Source organism: Thalassospira sp. CH_XMU1448-2 (genome assembly GCF_037027285.1).
GTDB classification, from domain to species: Bacteria; Pseudomonadota; Alphaproteobacteria; order Rhodospirillales; family Thalassospiraceae; genus Thalassospira; species Thalassospira profundimaris_C.
The window spans coordinates 1093468-1112727 of record NZ_JAYMEA010000001.1 but is presented as its reverse complement, the minus strand read 5'-3'; the positions used below and the strand labels follow the sequence as shown (position 1 = coordinate 1112727).

16 protein-coding genes and 1 tRNA gene are annotated in these 19260 nt (G+C 48.1%); 1 reads left to right on the top strand and 16 read right to left on the bottom strand.

Annotation, left to right across the window (positions count from 1 at the left end; translation table 11 throughout):
- Window positions 1-31 precede the first annotated feature (31 nt).
- From proB to rplU, 4 genes are all read right to left on the bottom strand, one after another.
- On the bottom strand, window positions 32-1162 hold the full coding sequence (gene proB, locus WA318_RS05035) for a glutamate 5-kinase (protein WP_336080174.1): 1131 nt from the start codon (window positions 1160-1162) through the stop codon (window positions 32-34).
- A complete protein-coding gene (gene obgE, locus WA318_RS05030) occupies window positions 1159-2196 on the bottom strand; it encodes a GTPase ObgE (protein WP_114097935.1) in 1038 nt (345 codons plus the stop codon). The genes proB and obgE overlap by 4 nt, the downstream gene beginning before the upstream one ends.
- A gap of 166 nt (window positions 2197-2362) precedes the next feature.
- Window positions 2363-2623 carry a 50S ribosomal protein L27 gene (gene rpmA, locus WA318_RS05025; protein ID WP_008889409.1) on the bottom strand — a complete coding sequence of 87 codons (261 nt, stop codon included), beginning with the start codon at window positions 2621-2623 and terminating at the stop codon, window positions 2363-2365.
- A 35-nt stretch (window positions 2624-2658) separates the two neighbouring features.
- Entirely contained in the window at window positions 2659-2970 is a 312-nt protein-coding gene (gene rplU / locus WA318_RS05020) for a 50S ribosomal protein L21 (protein ID WP_114097934.1), read from the bottom strand.
- A gap of 459 nt (window positions 2971-3429) precedes the next feature.
- Here rplU and WA318_RS05015 point away from each other — a divergent pair.
- Window positions 3430-3519, top strand: a tRNA-Ser gene (locus tag WA318_RS05015).
- A gap of 535 nt (window positions 3520-4054) precedes the next feature.
- Here the strand turns inward: WA318_RS05015 and WA318_RS05010 are convergent.
- The 12 genes from WA318_RS05010 to WA318_RS04955 form a co-directional block, all read right to left on the bottom strand.
- Window positions 4055-5200, bottom strand: a complete 1146-nt coding sequence (locus tag WA318_RS05010; RefSeq protein WP_336080173.1) for a hypothetical protein — start codon at window positions 5198-5200, stop codon at window positions 4055-4057.
- Entirely contained in the window at window positions 5187-7025 is a 1839-nt protein-coding gene (locus WA318_RS05005; protein WP_336080172.1) for a carbamoyltransferase family protein, read from the bottom strand. Before WA318_RS05005 ends, WA318_RS05010 begins: the two co-directional genes overlap by 14 nt.
- A 13-nt stretch (window positions 7026-7038) precedes the next feature.
- The gene (locus tag WA318_RS05000) at window positions 7039-7176 is read right to left on the bottom strand and encodes a DUF5989 family protein (protein WP_336080171.1); all 138 of its coding nucleotides are present in this window, start codon (window positions 7174-7176) and stop codon (window positions 7039-7041) included.
- Between the two features lie 29 nt (window positions 7177-7205).
- Entirely contained in the window at window positions 7206-7607 is a 402-nt protein-coding gene (locus tag WA318_RS04995) for an SxtJ family membrane protein (RefSeq protein ID WP_336080170.1), read from the bottom strand.
- A 333-nt stretch (window positions 7608-7940) separates the two neighbouring features.
- Window positions 7941-9875 carry an asparagine synthase (glutamine-hydrolyzing) gene (gene asnB, locus WA318_RS04990; RefSeq protein ID WP_336080169.1) on the bottom strand — a complete coding sequence of 645 codons (1935 nt, stop codon included), beginning with the start codon at window positions 9873-9875 and terminating at the stop codon, window positions 7941-7943.
- Window positions 9876-9893: 18 nt separating this feature from the next.
- On the bottom strand, window positions 9894-11810 hold the full coding sequence (locus WA318_RS04985; RefSeq protein ID WP_336080168.1) for a class I SAM-dependent methyltransferase: 1917 nt from the start codon (window positions 11808-11810) through the stop codon (window positions 9894-9896).
- Between the two features lie 89 nt (window positions 11811-11899).
- A complete protein-coding gene (locus tag WA318_RS04980; protein ID WP_336080167.1) occupies window positions 11900-12688 on the bottom strand; it encodes an ABC transporter permease in 789 nt (262 codons plus the stop codon).
- Window positions 12688-14121 (bottom strand): ABC transporter ATP-binding protein, encoded by a 1434-nt coding sequence (locus WA318_RS04975; protein WP_336080166.1) that lies wholly within the window; start codon window positions 14119-14121, stop codon window positions 12688-12690. The genes WA318_RS04980 and WA318_RS04975 overlap by 1 nt, the downstream gene beginning before the upstream one ends.
- 9 nt (window positions 14122-14130) lie before the next feature.
- Window positions 14131-14313: a hypothetical protein gene (locus tag WA318_RS04970; RefSeq protein WP_336080165.1), complete on the bottom strand. Its 183-nt coding sequence runs from the start codon at window positions 14311-14313 to the stop codon at window positions 14131-14133.
- Window positions 14306-15613: an SGNH/GDSL hydrolase family protein gene (locus WA318_RS04965; protein WP_336080164.1), complete on the bottom strand. Its 1308-nt coding sequence runs from the start codon at window positions 15611-15613 to the stop codon at window positions 14306-14308. Before WA318_RS04965 ends, WA318_RS04970 begins: the two co-directional genes overlap by 8 nt.
- A gap of 1 nt (window position 15614) precedes the next feature.
- On the bottom strand, window positions 15615-17429 hold the full coding sequence (locus WA318_RS04960) for a carbamoyltransferase family protein (RefSeq protein WP_336080163.1): 1815 nt from the start codon (window positions 17427-17429) through the stop codon (window positions 15615-15617).
- Entirely contained in the window at window positions 17426-19258 is a 1833-nt protein-coding gene (locus tag WA318_RS04955) for a glycosyltransferase (RefSeq protein WP_336080162.1), read from the bottom strand. The genes WA318_RS04960 and WA318_RS04955 overlap by 4 nt, the downstream gene beginning before the upstream one ends.
- Between the last annotated feature and the right edge of the window lie 2 nt (window positions 19259-19260).

Sequence of the window (19260 nt, the reverse complement as noted above, 5' to 3'; positions counted from 1 at the left end):
TCCCCTTTTGATCATCAGATAACGATATGGCCTAGTTTCCGAGCATCACCAGATCATCGGAATGGATCACGGCATTGCCACGGGTAAAGCCAAGGGTGGCTTCGATATCGCCCGATGCATGGCCCATCAGAAGACGGGTTTCTTCCGCGCCATAGGATGTGATGCCGCGCGCAATCTCTGCACCATCGGCATCAAGGACGCGCACCGCATCCCCATGCTTGAAGCGGCCATCAACACCGGTAATCCCGGCTGCCAGAAGGTTCTTGCCTGCGGCCATTGCCTTGGCCGCACCGGCATCGACAATGATCGCGCCTGTGGCCTTGAGCGAGGTCGCAATCCAGTGACGGCGTGCCGCAAGCGGGCTTTCGCTTGGCAGGAAGACGGTATTGGGTGCGCCGTCAAGCTGGGCTTTCAGCGGATGATAGATGGTGCCACGTGCGATAAACATGCGGCACCCGGCCTTCATGGCAATTTCAGCGGCCTGAAGCTTGGTGACCATCCCGCCGGAGCTGTACATGGTCGGTGCGACACCGGCCATATCAAAGATTTCCGGGGTCAGTTCGCGGACTTCAGGGATCAGGGTCGCATCCGGGTTCTTGCGCGGATCAGCGGTATAAAGACCGTCGATGTCAGACAGCAACACCAGCGTATCGGCCGAGATCATATGGGCAACCTTGGCGCCAAGACGATCATTATCGCCAAAGCGGATTTCCTCGGTCGCGACCGTATCGTTTTCATTGATCAGCGGCACCGCACCACGGGCCAGAAGTGCATTGAGCGTGCCGCGCGCATTGAGGTAACGCCGACGGCCTTCCATGTCCTCAAGGGTCACCAGCACCTGCGCCATGGTCAGGCCGTTGCGGCCCAAGGCTTCCTGCCAGACCTGTGACAGGCTGATCTGGCCGGTGGCGGCGGCGGCCTGCTTGTCGGCAAGGCTGATCGTACGGTGATCAAGGCCGAGCAAACGACGCCCAAGGGCAATCGCACCGCTGGAGACCACAATCACCTCGACCCCGCGTTCACGGAGATGGGCGATATCGTCTGCCAGTGCCTCGAGCCAGGCACGGCGCAGCTTGCCGGTATTTTCATCGACCAGAAGGGCCGAGCCGACCTTGATGATCAGGCGTTTTGCATCACTTAACGAAGCGTGCTGGGTGCTCACGGCTGGAACCCCTCATCCTCGCGACCTTCCATGATGCGGCGTTCGCGTTCGCCATCAATATAGGCACGAATTTGACGGTGGATATCCTTGATGCCCTGCTGGGTCACACCGGAAACCACATAGACCTTTTTGCCGATGCCCTTTTCAAGGATCTGGCGCTGTTCCTCGACCATTTCCGGCAGGAGCTGATCGGCCTTGGACAGAACAACGATCTCGGGCTTGTCGATCAGGATATCGGCATAGCTTTCAAGCTCTTCGCGCACGGTCTGATAGGTTGCGACCGGGTCTTCCTCGGCACAGTCGATCAGATGGACCAGAACTTCGCAGCGTTCGATATGACCAAGGAAACGGGTCCCGATGCCCTTGCCTTCGGAAGCCCCTTCGATCAGGCCGGGAATATCGGCCAGAACGAATTCCTTGTCATCGATACTGACGACGCCAAGCTGCGGATGCAGGGTGGTGAAGGGATAATCGGCGATTTTCGGACGCGCATGCGAGGATGCGGCAAGGAAGGTCGATTTCCCGGCATTTGGCAGACCGACCAGACCGGCATCGGCGATCAGCTTCAGACGCAACCAGACCCACATTTCCTCGGCCGGCCAACCTTCTTCGGCACGGCGCGGCGCCTGGTTGGTGGAGGATTTGAAATGGGTGTTGCCACGACCACCATCCCCACCACGGCAGAGCATATAGGTCTGCCCCGGCTCGATCATGTCTACAATCAGGGTTTCACGGTCTTCGGCAAGGACCTGTGTGCCGACCGGGACCTTGATCGTGATGGATTTGCCTGAACGACCGGTGCGCTGACGGCCCATGCCATGCATGCCGACTTCGGCCTTGAAATGCTGCTGATAACGGAAATCGATCAGGGTGTTGAGGTTTTCGACCGCCTCAAGAACGATGTCGCCCCCGCGACCGCCATCGCCGCCATCCGGGCCACCATACTCGATAAATTTTTCACGGCGGAAGCTGACCGAACCGGCACCGCCGCGGCCACTGCGCACATAAATCTTGGCTTCATCGAGAAACTTCATAACCGGTCCTTTGGGCTGCGCCCGCTTTTTGGATATTGGCACCCCGGCGCGCGGTGATCGCGCATCAACAGGGCGTAAAATTCATATAACACATAAAACAAGGGAGGAATGATTGCTCATTCCTCCCTCGAAAATCTTGCTACGTATGGCGTAGCCGACGGGAGGCTTACGCCTCTGCCGGAACGACGGTAACGTAGGTACGACCCTTGAAGCCCGACTTGAACTGGACAGAACCGTTCACAGTCGCAAACAGGGTGTGGTCTTTGGCGAGGCCAACATTGTCACCGGCATGGAACTTGGTGCCACGCTGACGAACGAGGATGTTGCCTGCTACAACTGCCTGACCACCGAATTTTTTAACGCCGAGACGGCGACCTTCGGAGTCACGACCGTTGCGCGAACTACCACCAGCTTTCTTATGAGCCATGAAACTCTCCTAAAACTGCATCTCAACCTGATAAATCAGGCGTTGATGTCCTTGATGCGCAGAACAGTCAGGTTCTGGCGATGACCATTTTTACGACGGTAGTTATGCCGGCGCTTTTTCTTGAAAACGATCACCTTGTCGCCCTTGGCCTGCTCGAGAACTTCTGCAGTGACAGAAGCACCTTTGACCAACGGAGCACCAACTTTCGGCGCACCGTCGCCAGCAACCATGAGAACTTCTTCAAGTTTCACGGTGTCACCAGCCTGGGCAGCGATCTTTTCGACTTTGATAACGTCGTTGGCAGCAACTTTATACTGTTTGCCGCCAGTTTTGATGATTGCGTACATCTAAAAGTTCCTGAAAAACATTCTGGAAACACAAACGCGCAGCTCGGTGCCGCTGCTAACAGATACCGAACCGCTGCGAAGAACGGGTGAATTACCTTTTTTGGCCCCCTGAGTCAACTGCAAAGCGACGCAAACCCGCAAGTTCCCCGGCAATTGGCCCCCAATTAGCAGGGAGCGTGCCCTGTATAAAATGCATGGCTTGGCGCAAGCCCCCACCATTCATTACCGCCAACATAAAACCCGGCTTTCCGGTAAAGCGAACCAACGCAGCCCCAAACCGCAGCCAAACGCCCCGCGACAATCGACAAGATCGTTTTCAACCGCGCCTGTTGGCAGAGGCGCCGCCAGATCAGGGCAACATGCGAAAAGCGCAAAAGAGTCACCGAATTTGCGTTTTCCCTCTTGCAATATCGCCCGAGGACCGTTAAACACCGCGTCGAACGCCAAGACCACACATGCGGAGAGGTGCCGGAGTGGTCGAACGGGGCGGTCTCGAAAACCGTTGTACTAGCAATAGTACCGTGGGTTCGAATCCCACCCTCTCCGCCATTTTCTTTTAGAAATTTGGAATACTGTCAATTATAATGAATCGTGGAAGCTTCTCTAAGTTTTCATACTTTTCTATAAGGCGTACAGTTAGTACAAAACTTTAAGTGATAGAAAATTCAGCACTGATTAATTCACGCCCGAAGCGATTGACGCGGACTATCGCAACTAGATGCAATCGGTCAAACGAGACCATTGGGGTATCTCGACATCGCCGAAGCAATGAACCGAACTGATGGTTACGTGCTCGGACTGGATCAGTTAATACAAGATATCCCTAAAATCGTTATGAAACCCCAGGCTCCCCAAAAGCCTCTGCCAGCCAACGACCATAAATCTGTTTTACCCTCTTAATAAAAACTCGTGCATCTTATTTAGCACGAAAAAGGAAGCTCTGGGCAACCAGCGCTTCCTTTTTTCTGAACTTGTTGAGCTGTCAAAGGCTCTGAAGACGGAAACAAGCATTACCAACAGTCCAAACTCGGTCCCCTATTGATCTGATGCTACAATTACGAATTCATGCCTGCAGCCTCACAAGCTACCCCTTCAGCAGACCAAAAATAACTTCTGCAGCGTCCTGAGTACCTTTTGGGTTCCAATGACCATCATTTTCCCAATGAAATTCGGGATCAAAGAACTGAGTATCATGCCGAATCTGATGCTTATCCAAAATCTCGACAAATCGATGTCTTAGCTCAGAGAAAATCGGCATACTGAACTGATAATTGAACACAGCATGCAGACGACAGCCATTACACACCTCTTTTATATCCTTGATCGACTGTTCTGTTGCCTCCCAAGCGAATCTAACTGCTTTCGGCTCGTTCTCTGTTGAGGCAAACATCGCGTCGTACTGCTTTGGAATATAATTTATAGATTCATAGTATTCGTTACCAGGATACATCTCTTTCAATTCATTCAATCTATGAAGATGAACCAACTGTGTTGGAAGCTGATTGCCAAAGATACCTTCATAACGCTCAAGAATTGCCAAAACAAACTCAAGGGTCCATGGATTTCTTTTTGAAAAGTATCCTCCCTCAGCTAAGACAGGCTTATTAAAGACCATGCCTTTAGTATTGCTCGACGGAATATAATAAGGCCGAGGAGAAGCCTCTGGAGCATAGTCGTTTACAATTGAGCTCAGATGTATGCTGTTATCTCTAACGTCATTAGGAACAACCAACAAGACGACATCTGAGGGACGAACTCCAGACTGCATAACTTCCTTCAACATCTGCGATTGAGCAGTTTGTCCGGTACCGCTGTAACCAACAGCAACTATATTTGGCACAGCAATGTTATCTGCCACATAAAGTTCCGCTAGCTTTTGCTGCACTTTTTCTTTCTTTGAAAGAGACAACTGCGCCTGCTCGATAAACGAGTCACCGAGCAAGACAATTGCATCACCCAATTGAGGTTCTTGATCCGGATAACCAAGTGAGTTGATCAAGCTCACCCCACAAAAGTCTTTGTAGTTACTCCACACTAGAGTCGTCTCAGGCACAAATGAAGAATAGCCTGATCCTTCTGTGAATCTGGATGGCCAATAAACGTCCTCACACTCAACCTCAGCATCAGCCGTTTGGTCGGTGTTCAGTGTTAGTCGCCACACCTCAAGTACTGCAAAAAGAAGAATTAATGAGAACAGCACCGTGAATACTAAATTTTTAATCCAGCTCATACATACTCTCATAATTTTCTTTCAGGTTTCTATCCTGCTCTTCTTTAATAAGGAAATAGTTCCCCACTGCCAATGCATCCAGTTCTGTTCCCATGAAGCATCTAAAGGCATCAGTCGGGTCGCAAATAATAGGCTCACCTCGTACGTTAAACGACGTGTTAACGACAAGTGGGCAGCCTGTTTTTTCCTTAAATTTTGAAATTACAGCGTGATATCGAGGGTTTGTATCTGCATGTACTGTCTGGATACGAGCAGAGTAATCGACATGCGTCACAGCAGGAACAGAAGACCTTGGTACATTAAGTTTATCAATACCAAACAACTCTTCTTCTGCTGCTGTCATTGCAAGACGTTTCTCTTTTCTGACATCTGCAACCAACAACATATATGGGCTGTCTATTTCGTGCTCAAACCACTCTGCAACATTCTCTCGCAGCACACTTGGAGCAAACGGTCGAAAGCTTTCTCTGTATTTTACTTTCAGGTTAAGCTGCTTTTGCATCGCTGGCGAACGTGGATCAGCGATAATACTGCGCCCTCCCAGAGCACGGGGTCCGAATTCCATTCGTCCCTGCATCCAGCCGATAGCTTTACCTTCTGCCAAACAACTAGCTGCACGATCAATAAGCTCATGTTCTGGCAGTTTATGGAACGTCGCTCCACAGGCTTTAAGCTGGCTCTCAATTTCTGAGTCGCCAAACTCCGGGCCTAGATAGGCCCCTTTCATCGCGTCTCTTTCCGGCGACAGTGTTCGCTTCTTGTTATGGTGCAAATACCACGCCGACAAAGCAGCACCAAGAGCCCCACCAGCATCACCTGCGGCCGGTTGAATCCATACGTTATCAAAAATCTGTTCTCGTAAGAGTATTCCATTTGCAACGCAATTGAGCGCAACGCCACCGGCCAGACAAAGGTTTCTGTCACCGGTTTCTTTCGCTATCCCTCGCGCTATCTTTAAGACGACTTCTTCCGTTACCTTTTGCACGGACGCTGCAAGGTCCATCTCTCGCTGCGTCAGATCCGTTTCCGAAGTACGAGGTGGCCCCCCAAACAAATCGTGAAACTTCTTACTGGTCATTGTCAAACCAGTCGCGTAGTCGAAGTAACTCATATCCAACTGGAAACTACCGTCATCGGCAACCTTGATGAGATGTTCTTTTATCAGATCCACATACTTTGGCTGCCCGTAGGGCGCCAGACCCATGACCTTGTACTCACCAGAGTTCACTTTAAAGCCGGTATAGTATGTAAAGGCGGAGTACAGAAGCCCAAGCGAATGAGGGAAATGAATTTCTTTTACAACCTTCAGATCATTTCCGTTGCCAATTGCGACCGAAGTTGTAGTCCATTCACCAACGCCATCAAGTGTTAAGACTGCTGCTTTCTCAAAAGGAGAGGGAAAAAAAGCACTAGCCGCATGAGAAAGATGATGCTCAGAAAACAGGATCCTTTCCTGCCAGTTGACATCAGCCCCTAACACGTCTTTGAGCTCTTTAACGATTGCCGTTTTTTGGAACAGTTTCTCTTTGATCCAAACGGGCATAGACTTCACAAAGCTTTTGATACCTTTTGGTGCAAAGGCCAAATATGTCTCAAGCAATCTCTCGAACTTGACGAATGGCTTTTCGTAAAAGACAACATTATCGATATTCGAGGGCTCAACTCCAGCCTCACGCAAGCAATATTCAATTGCTTCACGCGGAAAACCAGCGTCGTGCTTTTTTCTGGTGAAGCGCTCCTCCTGAGCTGCTGCAACAATCTCTCCGTCTTTTAAAAGACAGGCTGCGCTATCATGATAGAATGCCGAGATACCAAGGATATACATTAGTTCACTCCCCTCAGAACAGCGTGTATATGAACGGAGCGACAACAGATCCCTGTGCGAGGATCAAAAGCCCACCCAACGTCAGCATCACAACAATTATTGGTGCCAACCATAGTTTCTTCTTGGCTCGAAGAAATGCCAACAGTTCCAAGAGAAATCCCAAAACCCCCTCCCTTAAAATTAGAATTGATGCTTAAAAGTCTCAGCTTTCGCAGAATCAGAACTGCGCTCAATCCAATGAGATTTTTTCTCAACTAGCTTCAGCCGGAGTTCATCTCGACCGAACAACCTCATTAACAAGGCGATAGGCGAAATCAATCCAAAGAACATTATCCCCAAAACAATTGGGCTAACAATCATCCCGAGAAGTAACCCGAAACGCATCCAAAGCTTATTTAGTGGCTCAAGTAAATCCGGTTTAAGTAGCGACACCACGACAAAAAGGGGCGATAACGACAAAAAGATATAAGATAGCCATTGCGTTTCTTTTCCCCAAAAATAGTACCCGGCAATCAGGAAAACTACAGAGAAGAACAAGCCAAACTTTCGGTTTGACGGAAGTTCAATATCTGGTGCTGTCATTTTTCTACCCATTTCATCTTAAACTTACGCGTCCATTTCAGTTAAAAGCTGTCTTCACTGAGCTAGCAAAATCAAAACGTCAAGCAACCATCCACGTATGATCCAGTCATATTTTTGCTTTAAAACAGACAATTTGAAGCAGCGATATTTGTTAAAGCCTCTCAAACACCTTGAGCAAAAACACTCTTTTTGGATTGACCTTTCATACTACTCGATCAGTCAAGTACACGACTCTATTTAGCCTAACCTGTTATATGGCCTACAAGCCAAAACGGTTTGAACACAAAACTCGAAACAATGAGAGATAAAAGGAACGCTAGATCTTGTCAGGCGCTATAACCAATGTCTTCTCCAAGCCTCAAACATCAATACCGGCCACAGAGAATACTGCCAGTTCAGGTCACCTGCTAAGTGCTCTCTCCACCTGCGAAGAACTAACTCAGTGTCTAACAGACCGGTTTCATTCAGTCCATCCTCAGACAAAAGGTCCTCTGCCCATTCTCTAAGAGGCCCACGCAGCCAAGTCCCGACTGGCACACCAAACCCCATCTTTGGGCGATCAACAATTTCTTGGGGGACAAAACGGTAAAGAACTTCCTTTAGAGCCCACTTTCCAATATCTCCCCTCACTTTTTGATGAGGCGCCAGTGACCAAGCATAAGAAACGACCCGATGATCCAGTAAGGGAACCCGGCTCTCCAAAGAAACAGCCATACTGGCTCGATCTACTTTGGTTAGGATGTCCTCTTGCATGTAGCACAATGTATCGATGTACTGCATACGTTCAATCGGATCCGGAATAGCTTTGATGAGTTGTCGATTCCACCAAATACCATGCCTTTCAATATCACCAGCACGGCATCCTTCCATGTCCCCCCAATGGCTCATCAACATCCTATAGAGCTTGAGTGGGTCCTTCTGCTCGAGAAACAGGGCTGCTTTATTCAACTTGGAGCCCAAATGATTAATTTTGGTTCCGGATGGCAGCCGACAAGTCAATTTGTCCAATGCAGTGGAAGGTAAGAATCTGTTTATTCTAACAAACGCATCACAAAGGAATGGCGGTATTTTCGTGGCCTTACTAAGTAAATCATGTCCATAGAAATAACGCCCATAACCACCGAAAAGTTCATCCCCCCCGTCTCCCGATAGGGCAACCGTCACGTGCTCCCGGGTCAATGCGCTCACAAGATAAGTAGGAATCTGTGAGTTATCCCCGAACGGTTCATCATACAGTTCCGGCATTTGGGGAAGTAGATGAATTGCTTGCTCCGGGTTTACATACAATTCCGTATGATCTGTTCCTAAGTGGTTTGCGACTTCTGCCGCGTGGTGCGCCTCATTGTACTCGGCCTCGTCAAATCCAATTGCAAAACTTTTAACTGGCTTTGAGCTCGCTTCCTGCGCTAGTGCCGCGACGATGGATGAGTCCACACCTCCTGACAAAAGTACTCCGAGAGGAACGTCAGAAATCATCTGCCGTCTAACAGAGTCCCTTAATAGCTCCTCCAGCCCATTTACTGCGTCGATATCACTGACGGAAGTCCGCGATTTGACTGCCTTCTTGGCCATATCATCAAACGACCAAAAAGGTCGAATCTCAGGATCTGAAAAGGCTGAGATGCAAAGCATACTTCCCGGTGTCAGTCGCTTGACATCTTGATAAATAGCATGCTCGCCCGAAACATACCCAAACCTGAGCATGCTTGCAGCAGCAGCTTCATCGAGCCGAGCATCAAAACCTGGATGTCTCCGCACTGCCTTCAACTCAGAAGCAAAGAACAAAACACCATTCTGCACAGACCAATAGAGAGGTTTGATACCCATGTGATCTCTGACAAGCCACAATCTTCTGAGGCTTTTATCCCACAGAGCAAATGCGAACATGCCGTTGCACTTTCTTGACGCTTCCTCCACTCCCCAGGCTGCGCAAGCTTCGAGCAAGACTTCTGTGTCTGAAGTTGTTCGGAAAACCACACCCAGAGATTGAAGTTCGGACTTGAGCTCAAGGTAGTTGTATATTTCCCCATTGAAAACAATGACCAAGTTGTTGTCGTTAGAAATCATCGGCTGCTGAGCGCCAGATGAAAGATCAATAATCGACAACCGTCGGTGCGCGAGCCCCAGCCCCGCTTGTTCATCGACCCAACAACCGCCGGCGTCCGGGCCGCGATGAATGATCGCATCACTCATTTGACCACAGAAGTCGCGCAACTTGCCTTCGGGTATATCAGCCCTAAAATCCCAGAAACCAGCTATTCCACACATGTTTTCAGCCTTCTAGGATTATTGCTTTCGACGATAAAGGACGTGATGAGCTCCTTTGTGAGGCTCATTACGGTTCAAGAATACTGGCGTTTCAAAACCGAACCTTTCGGCCCACCCCACAAGAGTATGCTCGTCGATTGTCCAGTTGTACTCAGTATTCAACATATCCAAGTAATTAATGGCGTTGTCACTATCGTCCTTTGTGAGTTCCTTTAAAAACTCTGTCCGCTCTCTTGGTGACCGTAGTTCTCGGTGGTAATGCTCGCGGTTTGAGACTACGAATTCCGATGCATGATAAGTTGGTGCATAAACCATAATGTACAGTTCACCACCTGGCTTAACAGTAGAAGCCACATTTTCAAATGCGACTAGGGGATCGTGCGTGCACATCACCACGCCCCAACAAAGCACAAAATCGAACTTTCCGTGCAGGTCGGAACGCTTTGACTTTAGGTCAAACAAGTTACATTGCTCGACATCGGCATTGAAACGACGAGTTGATTTAACACCACTTTCTGATGCATCCAATGATTTTACTTTCCCTCCTAGAGAAAGCATCGTTTTGGTCCATCGCCCAGCACCGCATCCAATGTCCAGGCACCTTTTCCCTTTGAAATAATCAATCGGGAACTTCGGTTCGAGAAAAAGTCGCCCTCCGACACCTCTTCTCTCAGCTCTTTCCAACGCACCATTGGCGCAAAGTATCGAATGGGATAGTTGTCCCCATTTTTCTTTGTGCAGAAAATGAGAAACCCCTGTGAGCTCATGAATTCTGTCATCAATGTATTCGTCTGAGGTATCAACGCCGGTATGTTTGACAAACCCTGGGGCTTCCTCCAGGAACAACTTCCATTGCCCATCAAACTGCTTGCTCCAGACAGCTGGTTGATAAATTTTTGTCAGAGCGTCATCCCAAACAACCATCTTGTGCTCGAAATGCGGATTATGGCGTCCGGTAAATTGTAGGCTCTCCGACCCTAACCGAATTTCATATACCGTATCTACATCACACGGATTTTCCACAAAGGCAGCTGAAAACCACAATCGGTTTGCTCGGTGACAGTAAGCCCCACCACCTTGCTCAGCTATAGTCTTATAATCGCTATGAGCTGGGCCAATCAGTTCACCGTTCTCAAAGACAAGAACAGGAGAACTGCCTCCAGTTGAATCATCGCTGTAAACTTCCCAACTAGCAGGCAAATCAACAGCAAACAACTTCTCTAGTGACGTCAAGCTATCGAGCTCTTTAGCAATCGTTCGTCTATCAACCAAGGCTTTGATATCAACAGAGAGGACATCTTTCGAGGCGGGGAATTGACCTCCCCATTGCCCAAGCCACGCCCCAGAGCCTAAACTCCCCCAAGAATGCAGGGCTCTTTCGTCAAAAAGTTCTCTAGACATAGAGCCTTCTGCTAAAGGAGAACCTCCCCCGACATACAAAAGCACTTGATCGGCGAGATATTTGCCATAAGAACGAAACACCTGTTCAAGCTCTTCTGCTGACTGGGTCAAGATTGCAGAAATACGTTGACCGCATAGACTTTCTTCAATTTTTGCAACGTCAGTGCTCCCAAGGAGGTGCAATGGTCGCTTAGCTTTTTCTGCACATTCCGTCAGTTCCGGCAGCAACTGCGCTTCCAGCTTTTTTGATGCGATGACCGCTTTGTTATCACATTCCACTATTGATCGGATCGCTGCGCTGTGTTCATCACCGCGTACTGCCAAATTTGACAGTGATGGGGCATTCTGCCCTGCGAGTTCAACAAGAGCACTCGAATAAAACCGGAAGAAAGAACCCCATATGCTTTCCGTATGAGAGTTGTCTCTTTCAGCAGTTTTTTCCTCTCCCGATACGTTTTCACCACTAGGCCGCGGAGCTGAACCTGTGAAAGCTCGGGCATTGGATAAGAGTCGTTTTAGAGGCCAGCGAGACATGTGAGAATCCTTGAAGCTAAACTTTCGATATATTAAATAACTCAGCAGTGCAATCGGTCCTTGCCTTGTCGCTTTACACGATAAAAGAGCTACAGGACATCCGCAAAACTATGCTTTAAAGCTTTAAAAAGCTTGGCGCCAATTAGCAAACTAAGCACAGCAATTGTTGCAGCACCGATCCATGCCCATGGGCGGTCAATTGCCCCGGAGCTGAGTGCATCTTGGTGAATCCATGCAAACCAACTGAATGGATTTAGATAAAAGGCGGTTTGGATTTTTGGTCCAAACCTCTCGGCTTGATAAAGAATTGGCGTTAAGAAAAGGCCCAGCCTCGCAAAAACCCCAACTACTTCGTTCAAGTCTGGCAAAAATGGTGTGGCAGCACCCAAAATCAGCGCGGTACCCATCATAAATACCGACTGCACGCACATTGCTAGCAACCACAACAAGCCAGTTTCGACATCAAGACCGGCTCCAAGCAAGCCGATAAGCAACAGCAACCCCAAAGTCATAACGATCTGAATAAAAAGGCCAATCACAACCGTCTTGGCAAACAGTGTTTCAAGAGGAAAGTTTATCTGCCGAACTAGGTTCATGTGGCCTCGCAGAACTGTACATGATCGTACGATCATATCAGATAAAACAATCCACTGAATTAGGCCTGCAAGCAGGAACACGTCAGAAGATCCTCCCTTCGGTAGTCGAGAAGGGAATATGAAATGAAAGACGATATAGTAGCTTAAGACCATGAGCAGCGGATTGACGAACACCCAGACTCCGCCAAGCAGATGACCTCCGTGCCCACCAAACAATTCGCGGCGACTCATTTCCAGAACGAGCTCTCTTTTGCGCCATACTGAACTGATTATATCGATCATTATGACTTACCTTCCGGTAGGGAGTATTTACCTGCAACTGGCAGCACTGTTACATCTGGCTGCAAGAACGCGCGAGAGTTCGTGTGCTGAATAGATGGTCCAAGAACTCTGAACTCGAAACTATCGAACCACATGTCCGATTGCTTCCCTTCTTCGACTGTCAACGCCCCTCCAAGGAAATATGTGCCCGGAGCCAGCCAGACCTTTATGCCTGTTACGACCCGAAAGGACTGACCAGCCTTGACGTTTTCAAGCACAGCTGCGTTATGTGGCTGACCAAGACTAGTATCCGTTCCAAATGCAATTTCTCCTTTAGGATCGCGGATAAGAACCCCGACAAAAAGCTTCGGGGCATCAACGTTTGTCGTAACATCAATAACGCATTGCACATGGTCACCAACAACTACATCTCTTCTAGCAGATAAGGCACTACTGTCGACTAAGGCGATTCCCGAAATAGTAGCTCGTTGATCGCCGTATCGATATCCTTTGCGAGCCTGATCCTCAATCAAATCCGAGTCTGAATGCGCAAACGGGAAAATTTCCGGAGTTGCCAGTTCAAAAGTCTCGTCGCAAGGGCTGTGAGAGTTCGCATCAGTTACCGAGATTAATTCGACTTTTTCGCCGAGTTTTTCTTCATTTTTGGCGTTATTTTCTTTTTTTCTATCGAAGCTCTTTTCTTCGACAGTCCCAAACTGAAGATTGTGATATAGTGAGGTAACCCAAGCAGGATCCCCATCCGCTAGCATCTTCCCTTTGTCGATGAGAATTGCGCGATCACAAAATGAAGTCACTGAGTCCATACTGTGGGTAACGAGAAGGATTGTTTTCCCTTCATCCCGAAACTGCCGAATACGATTGAATGACTTAAGTTGGAACCGGTTATCCCCAACAGAAAGCGCCTCATCAATAATAAGAACATCAGGATTGACAGTAACGGCTGTTGCAAACGTCAGTCGTGCCTGCATCCCGCTAGAATAGGTTCCGAAAGGCTCATCAATCACATCTTCGAGCTCAGAAAAATCAATGATCCTTTGCATTTCCTTTTCAATATGTTTGCGGCTCATGCCTAAACATAGCCCGCCCATAATAACGTTTTCACGTCCGGAAATATCAGGATGGAAACCTGTCCCCAACTCTAGTATTGCCGCTACATTACCTTTTACTGCGATGGAACCGGATGTAGGTTGAAGTACACCAGCAATCATTTTGAGCAAAGTAGATTTACCAGCACCATTTTTACCAATGATGCCGACAACCTCACCTTTGGCTATTTCAAAAGAGATATCCCTGACGGAATAACGATTGACGCCATAGTCTCTTCGCGTAATCCACTCCCGTAAACGATCAACTTGCCGATGATAGGAACGAAATGATTTGGTCACATCACGCGCGCTGACCGCTATGTTCTCAGGGATTTTTTTTATGATCATCTCAAAACATTATTGCATTGCATAAATGAACGCTGAACGGTCTTCTATCTTATCGAGAGACGCTTGATATGCCTGCTCGAAATGCTCCGCACATTGCTCGAAGTAGAAGGAAGCGTAGGGCAAATCTGCTGCGACCGCCTGCTCGGAAAGTTTCTTCCGTAGATTGTCAATGTCAGGTTTATCATTACTCATCAGAGCCTCCTACACCCAAAAGGATTAAAATTTTGTCCGCGTATAGCTCTGCAATTAGCTGTTCACCGTCCGCGTCCAGATGCACCAAATCATTAAACAAAGTATGATCGGCACCAAACTTTCCAAACTCTTTGTGGAAGTTGATGCTTTCATCATCACCTAATGTTGGCCTTTCACGGCTGAACAGCTCATATAGCCCATAGATATTCTCGAATTCAGTTTGATAGATATTAGGCGTACCATAACGTCGATCTATGCGATCTTTTTCCAGAGAAGAAAGAGCAAGCTTACTTGTTGCAAGAGGTTGCAGACCACTTACAACCCGTGCACCAAATGCTTTACACATTTTGATGCATTCTCGCTTTCGTCTCAGCCACGCCCGCAAAATATCAACTGGCACGACGTCTTTCACGTCGCTAGTAGGCCCACCCGCGTGGACATTTTGCTGATCAGTACTCTGCCCGTGAAGGAATTTTGCCCAATGCTCAAAGTTCTGCTGATAAACAATAGAATGTTCTGACGTTAACCAGACGTCACTTGTGGCCCCGTAAAATAGATCATTCGTCCCGTCATGCAAAACAACGACATCTGGCTCCAAATCAGCCACAAACATCATATAGCGCTGAATAACATTCAGCATTACTGCACCTGGAATGCCAAAGTTTAGAACGATACACTCTTCGTGCTCAACCTCCAGCCGCTCGTTCAATATCTTTTCAAGTTGTGAGGGAAAGCAATCGTCAAATAAGGTTGCTGTACCCCAAACGGCAGACCCCCCCAGACAGACAATCAAACGCTTTTCGCCGCGAACCCTCTTTGTATACTTTTTGAAGTCATCAGAAATACGGTGTCCGAATGCGTCTGTGGGACCGAGCCCAACCAGTCGAAACAAATAGCCGTATGGAAAATAATGAAAACAATAGTAATCAACATCCCCCCAACCTGATGGGGCAAGCTCAGAAAAGATATGCCGCTTCAATTCTGGCAACTCGGCTGGTGTCAGCGTGGTACCCACGACAGGAACGACACGACCGATAGAAGAAACTCGATGCGTTGCACCAACCTCAGCTGCCATATCACTAGCTTCTTCAAATATCACGACATGCGCAGAGAGATTACCTCTGTATCGAACAAGTTCGCACTGATCGCCTTCTAACCGATCTGGAAGAACGCTATCTTTCATGGCAACAAGTTGAACCCGGGCTTCAGAACCAAACCGCAACTTCAGGCCACGACAACGCTGGGTAATTTGCCACTCAGGCGGCTTTCGTCTCGGCAGAACGAGTGAAATATACTCCACGTTACAGACCCTGCGCCAAAGTCTTCGATACAATTACACCTTCCATACAAAGATAATCCAACCCGCTCAGAGAAAACGTTCTCAGAGCATCTTCTGGGGTATCGACGATGGGCTCACCGTTCAAATTAAACGATGTGTTGAGTAAAACAGGAACGCCGGTGATATCTCCAAACGCCTTAATCAAGCCATAGAATGTTGGAGATTCATCTGCATGGACGAGTTGCACGCGTGCGGTACCATCGGCATGTGTCACAGCAGGAATGATGCTTTTTGCCGCTGTTTTCACAGGATGAACAGCAAGCATGAACACTTCGGGAACCCATGGTTGACCACGCCATCCGTCCAAATCCTCACCAAAATCAAAGAATTGTTCTGCTTGTTCAACGGGAACTGCTGGAGCGAACGGCCTGAAGGGTTCTCTATACTTGATTTTTTCGTTCACAATAGCTTGTGTAGCCGCGTTTCTTGGATCAGCGAGAATACTACGATGACCTAATGCTCTGGGCCCCCACTCAGACGCACCATCTAACCATCCAATGACGCTTCCTTCTGAAAGGAGAGCCGCAACCTTTTTCAGGTATTCATCCCGGCTCTCCAGTACATCAACAATGGCGAAACCTGATCTTTTCGCTGCCTTCAGGGCATCCTTTTGGTCGAAGGCTCGTCCAAAAGCAGACTTTGTCTGATGCCACCGGGGAATCATCCCGCCTTTATTCTGATGAGAATGGTTTAAAGCTGCCCCCAGAGCACATCCAGAATCACCGGCCGCCGGCTGCACGAATAACTTCACACCTTCTTCGCGCAAAAGGCGTCCATTAGCCAACGAATTCAAAGCGACCCCGCCAGCCATGACCACATTTTTGAGCCCGGTCAGATCGGTAGCTTTACGAACAAGTTTGATAATTAGCTCTTCGGTGCAAGCCTGCACACTTGCGGCAATGTTGGCGTAATGCTTAGAAGCAGCTAACAGACTTTCTTCCTGCTCCGCCGACAACCCTTCTGGTAAGTGTTCTCTTACGGTAGCGAAAGAGCTCCCATATTCTCGAGGAGGTCCAAAACGGTCTATCATTGCTTGCGTGTAGGGCAGACTAAACATCTTGTTGAATGAAAAGAGTGTCTGATCTAATTCAAACAAACTATCCGTGTTGGTATTGAAAAGGCCTAGGAGCTCGTCCTTGTATAGGGGCTTCCCAAAGGCCGACATACCCATAACTTTATACTCACCTTCATTAACCTTAAATCCAAGAAATGAAGTGAATGCACTATAAAACAAACCCAACGAATGAGGTAATTCTGCTGCTTTTAGCTGTCGAATGTCAGAAGACTTACCAATACTCACAGAGGTCGTTTCAACTTCACCTACACCATCAATTGTTAGAACCGCTGCTTCTTCGAACGGAGATGCAAAATACGCTGATGCAGCATGCGACAGGTGGTGTGACGAAAGAAAGACTTTGTTGATATCTATTCCAAGCGTCTCTGAAATTAACTCAGGAACATCGAAGCGCCTATCTTTAAGCCATCTAGCGACCGTCTGATCAAATTGTTTACTAGAAGCAGGATATCCACGAAGCCAGTTCTCAACAATACGATTGAACTTAACCATTGGCTGCTCATGATAGACAACCGCATCCAAGTCTTCAATTCCAAGACCTGATACCGCCAAGCAATGCTGTACAGCTTCGACAGGGAATGCATCGTCATTCTTTTTGCGGCTAAAACGCTCTTCCTGTGCTGCTGCCAACGGAATCCCATCACTCACCAGAGCCGCTGCAGAGTCATGAAAGCCGAAGGATAGCCCTAAAACTCGCATCATTCTTCTCCAAATTCATTTGGTTCACTATCGTCGGGCACATCAACCCCATATGCTTTCAATGTTTCGAAAACCATCCGATCAACAGCGAACTTTTCAGCTACAAAGCGAGGCCCTTCTGCAAGGGCTGTTTCAGTCAATTCTTTGTTCTCAAGCAATTTAATCACTGATTGAGAAATACTCTCTGGCAAATCATCATTAACTATCCAACCCGAAATTCCTTGGCAAACTGCCTCGGGAGCACCACCTGCGTTAGTCGAAACTACTGCGGTACCGACACTCTGGGCCTCTATCAAAACATTCGGCAAGCCTTCGCCATGAGATGTCAGTAAAAACACCTCCATCATAGACATGACTTCCAAAGGGTTAGAAGTGACGCCTGCTAGAATCGTAACTTTGTCAAGCCTAAGCTCCTTAATTTTGGCTTTCATTGAAGCTTCCATGCTTCCTTGCCCATAAATTAGAAAGCGAGCTTCCGGAATCTTCTTGGCTATAAGCGCTGCAGTTTCGAGCCATAAGATCGGACGTTTCTCTTCGGCGAAACGAAACACCCCCCCCACAACCACATGTTCCGAACCAAAACCAAATTCGCTCCGTTTCTGAGAGCGATCGGAACCACTTAGCCTTGAGTTAGAACTGAAACTCAGACCGTTATATATTACACCTACATCAGAACGCTTCACGCGTATCCAATCTGCATAGCTATTAGCGCCAGCTCTACTATTGTTACTTAGCTGTACACTCGGGTGTTTAACTAAAGCACGATACGCAGGAAGCATATATGACTGGTGAAGCTCAAAATGGTACGGTGCAAGATTTCGACCAGACAGTATTATTTTTGGCACACCTGCCAAAACGGCGGCAATACCAGCCCTTACATTATCCCAGTCCAGCCAAGCGTGAACCACATCAGGACGCATTTGCTCGAATTGGAGGGTCAAATTGGCGATGTCTACAAGAAGACTTCTGGGTAATGCCCTGCGCAATCGCATTAGAGCCGCCGGCACCCTGGAATCTGCCAAGTCTTCAATTTCTCGCGAGACTTTTAGCACCTCACATCCGGCTCCTTGTAACCTGGGCAAATGGAAATCAAGTTTATGGGGGCCAGATTGCAATTCATGAACAAGAAGAGTCGCGTCAACAAGCTTAGTGTTTTTAAGGCCAATTGTGGTATTGGCCACCTGACGCTCCGCTCCTCCCGGCCCCAAGCTGCCACAAACAAGAACCACCTTAGGAACAGAGCGAGGAAACTGTTGAGCCCCCTGAGCGTCTTCTAAAAGAACTCGGAATGCATCTTTCTGGGAAATAAAAATTGGAACTCGTGTGCTATGATTCAAGAACCTCAACCCTAGAGCACGATCAATCGCATAGATTTTTTCAACGACGTACGCTAGCGGCAAACGCAAAGAGTCAACTGTGAAAGCTAATTTACGTTCGGTTTTGCGGGCAATATTTGCCAAGCTGTACAGTTTCTCTACGGGAATGCAGACCCAAATGCCCACAATACAAATATAGAACCGCTTGACTCCTGCGTGCCAAGCTCCTGCCAGTTGGTTCTTTCTAATCCGCCCGGCACTGCCGATGTAAAATAAGTCTTCCAATTGCCTAGGAAGGACATAATCTCTTTGCCCATCCCAACTCCCAACACGATCCTGGTGACTATTGCCACCAACACCGAGTTGCTTTGAGCGAACAATCAAAGCGTTGATTCGAGCATCGCTTATCAGCTTCTCAATCTCTTCAGCAGCAACAACACTCCCCAAAAGCAGGCCTGGTGAACTTACTCCCACCTTCCTAGCACGTTTTATCGCACTTTCTATTAGCCACTTCATTT

Coding starts and splice junctions, on each gene's coding strand:
- rpmA (WP_008889409.1), bottom strand. CDS start 2,623: ATGGCTCATAAGAAAGCTGGTGGTAGTTCGCGCAACGGTCGTGACTCC.
- obgE (WP_114097935.1), bottom strand. CDS start 2,196: ATGAAGTTTCTCGATGAAGCCAAGATTTATGTGCGCAGTGGCCGCGGC.
- WA318_RS04995 (WP_336080170.1), bottom strand. CDS start 7,607: ATGACAGCACCAGATATTGAACTTCCGTCAAACCGAAAGTTTGGCTTG.
- WA318_RS04970 (WP_336080165.1), bottom strand. CDS start 14,313: ATGAGTAATGATAAACCTGACATTGACAATCTACGGAAGAAACTTTCC.
- WA318_RS04960 (WP_336080163.1), bottom strand. CDS start 17,429: ATGATGCGAGTTTTAGGGCTATCCTTCGGCTTTCATGACTCTGCAGCG.
- WA318_RS05010 (WP_336080173.1), bottom strand. CDS start 5,200: ATGAGCTGGATTAAAAATTTAGTATTCACGGTGCTGTTCTCATTAATT.
- asnB (WP_336080169.1), bottom strand. CDS start 9,875: ATGTGTGGAATAGCTGGTTTCTGGGATTTTAGGGCTGATATACCCGAA.
- WA318_RS04980 (WP_336080167.1), bottom strand. CDS start 12,688: ATGATCGATATAATCAGTTCAGTATGGCGCAAAAGAGAGCTCGTTCTG.
- WA318_RS04985 (WP_336080168.1), bottom strand. CDS start 11,810: ATGTCTCGCTGGCCTCTAAAACGACTCTTATCCAATGCCCGAGCTTTC.
- WA318_RS05005 (WP_336080172.1), bottom strand. CDS start 7,025: ATGTATATCCTTGGTATCTCGGCATTCTATCATGATAGCGCAGCCTGT.
- WA318_RS04975 (WP_336080166.1), bottom strand. CDS start 14,121: ATGATCATAAAAAAAATCCCTGAGAACATAGCGGTCAGCGCGCGTGAT.
- rplU (WP_114097934.1), bottom strand. CDS start 2,970: ATGTACGCAATCATCAAAACTGGCGGCAAACAGTATAAAGTTGCTGCC.
- WA318_RS04955 (WP_336080162.1), bottom strand. CDS start 19,258: ATGAAGTGGCTAATAGAAAGTGCGATAAAACGTGCTAGGAAGGTGGGA.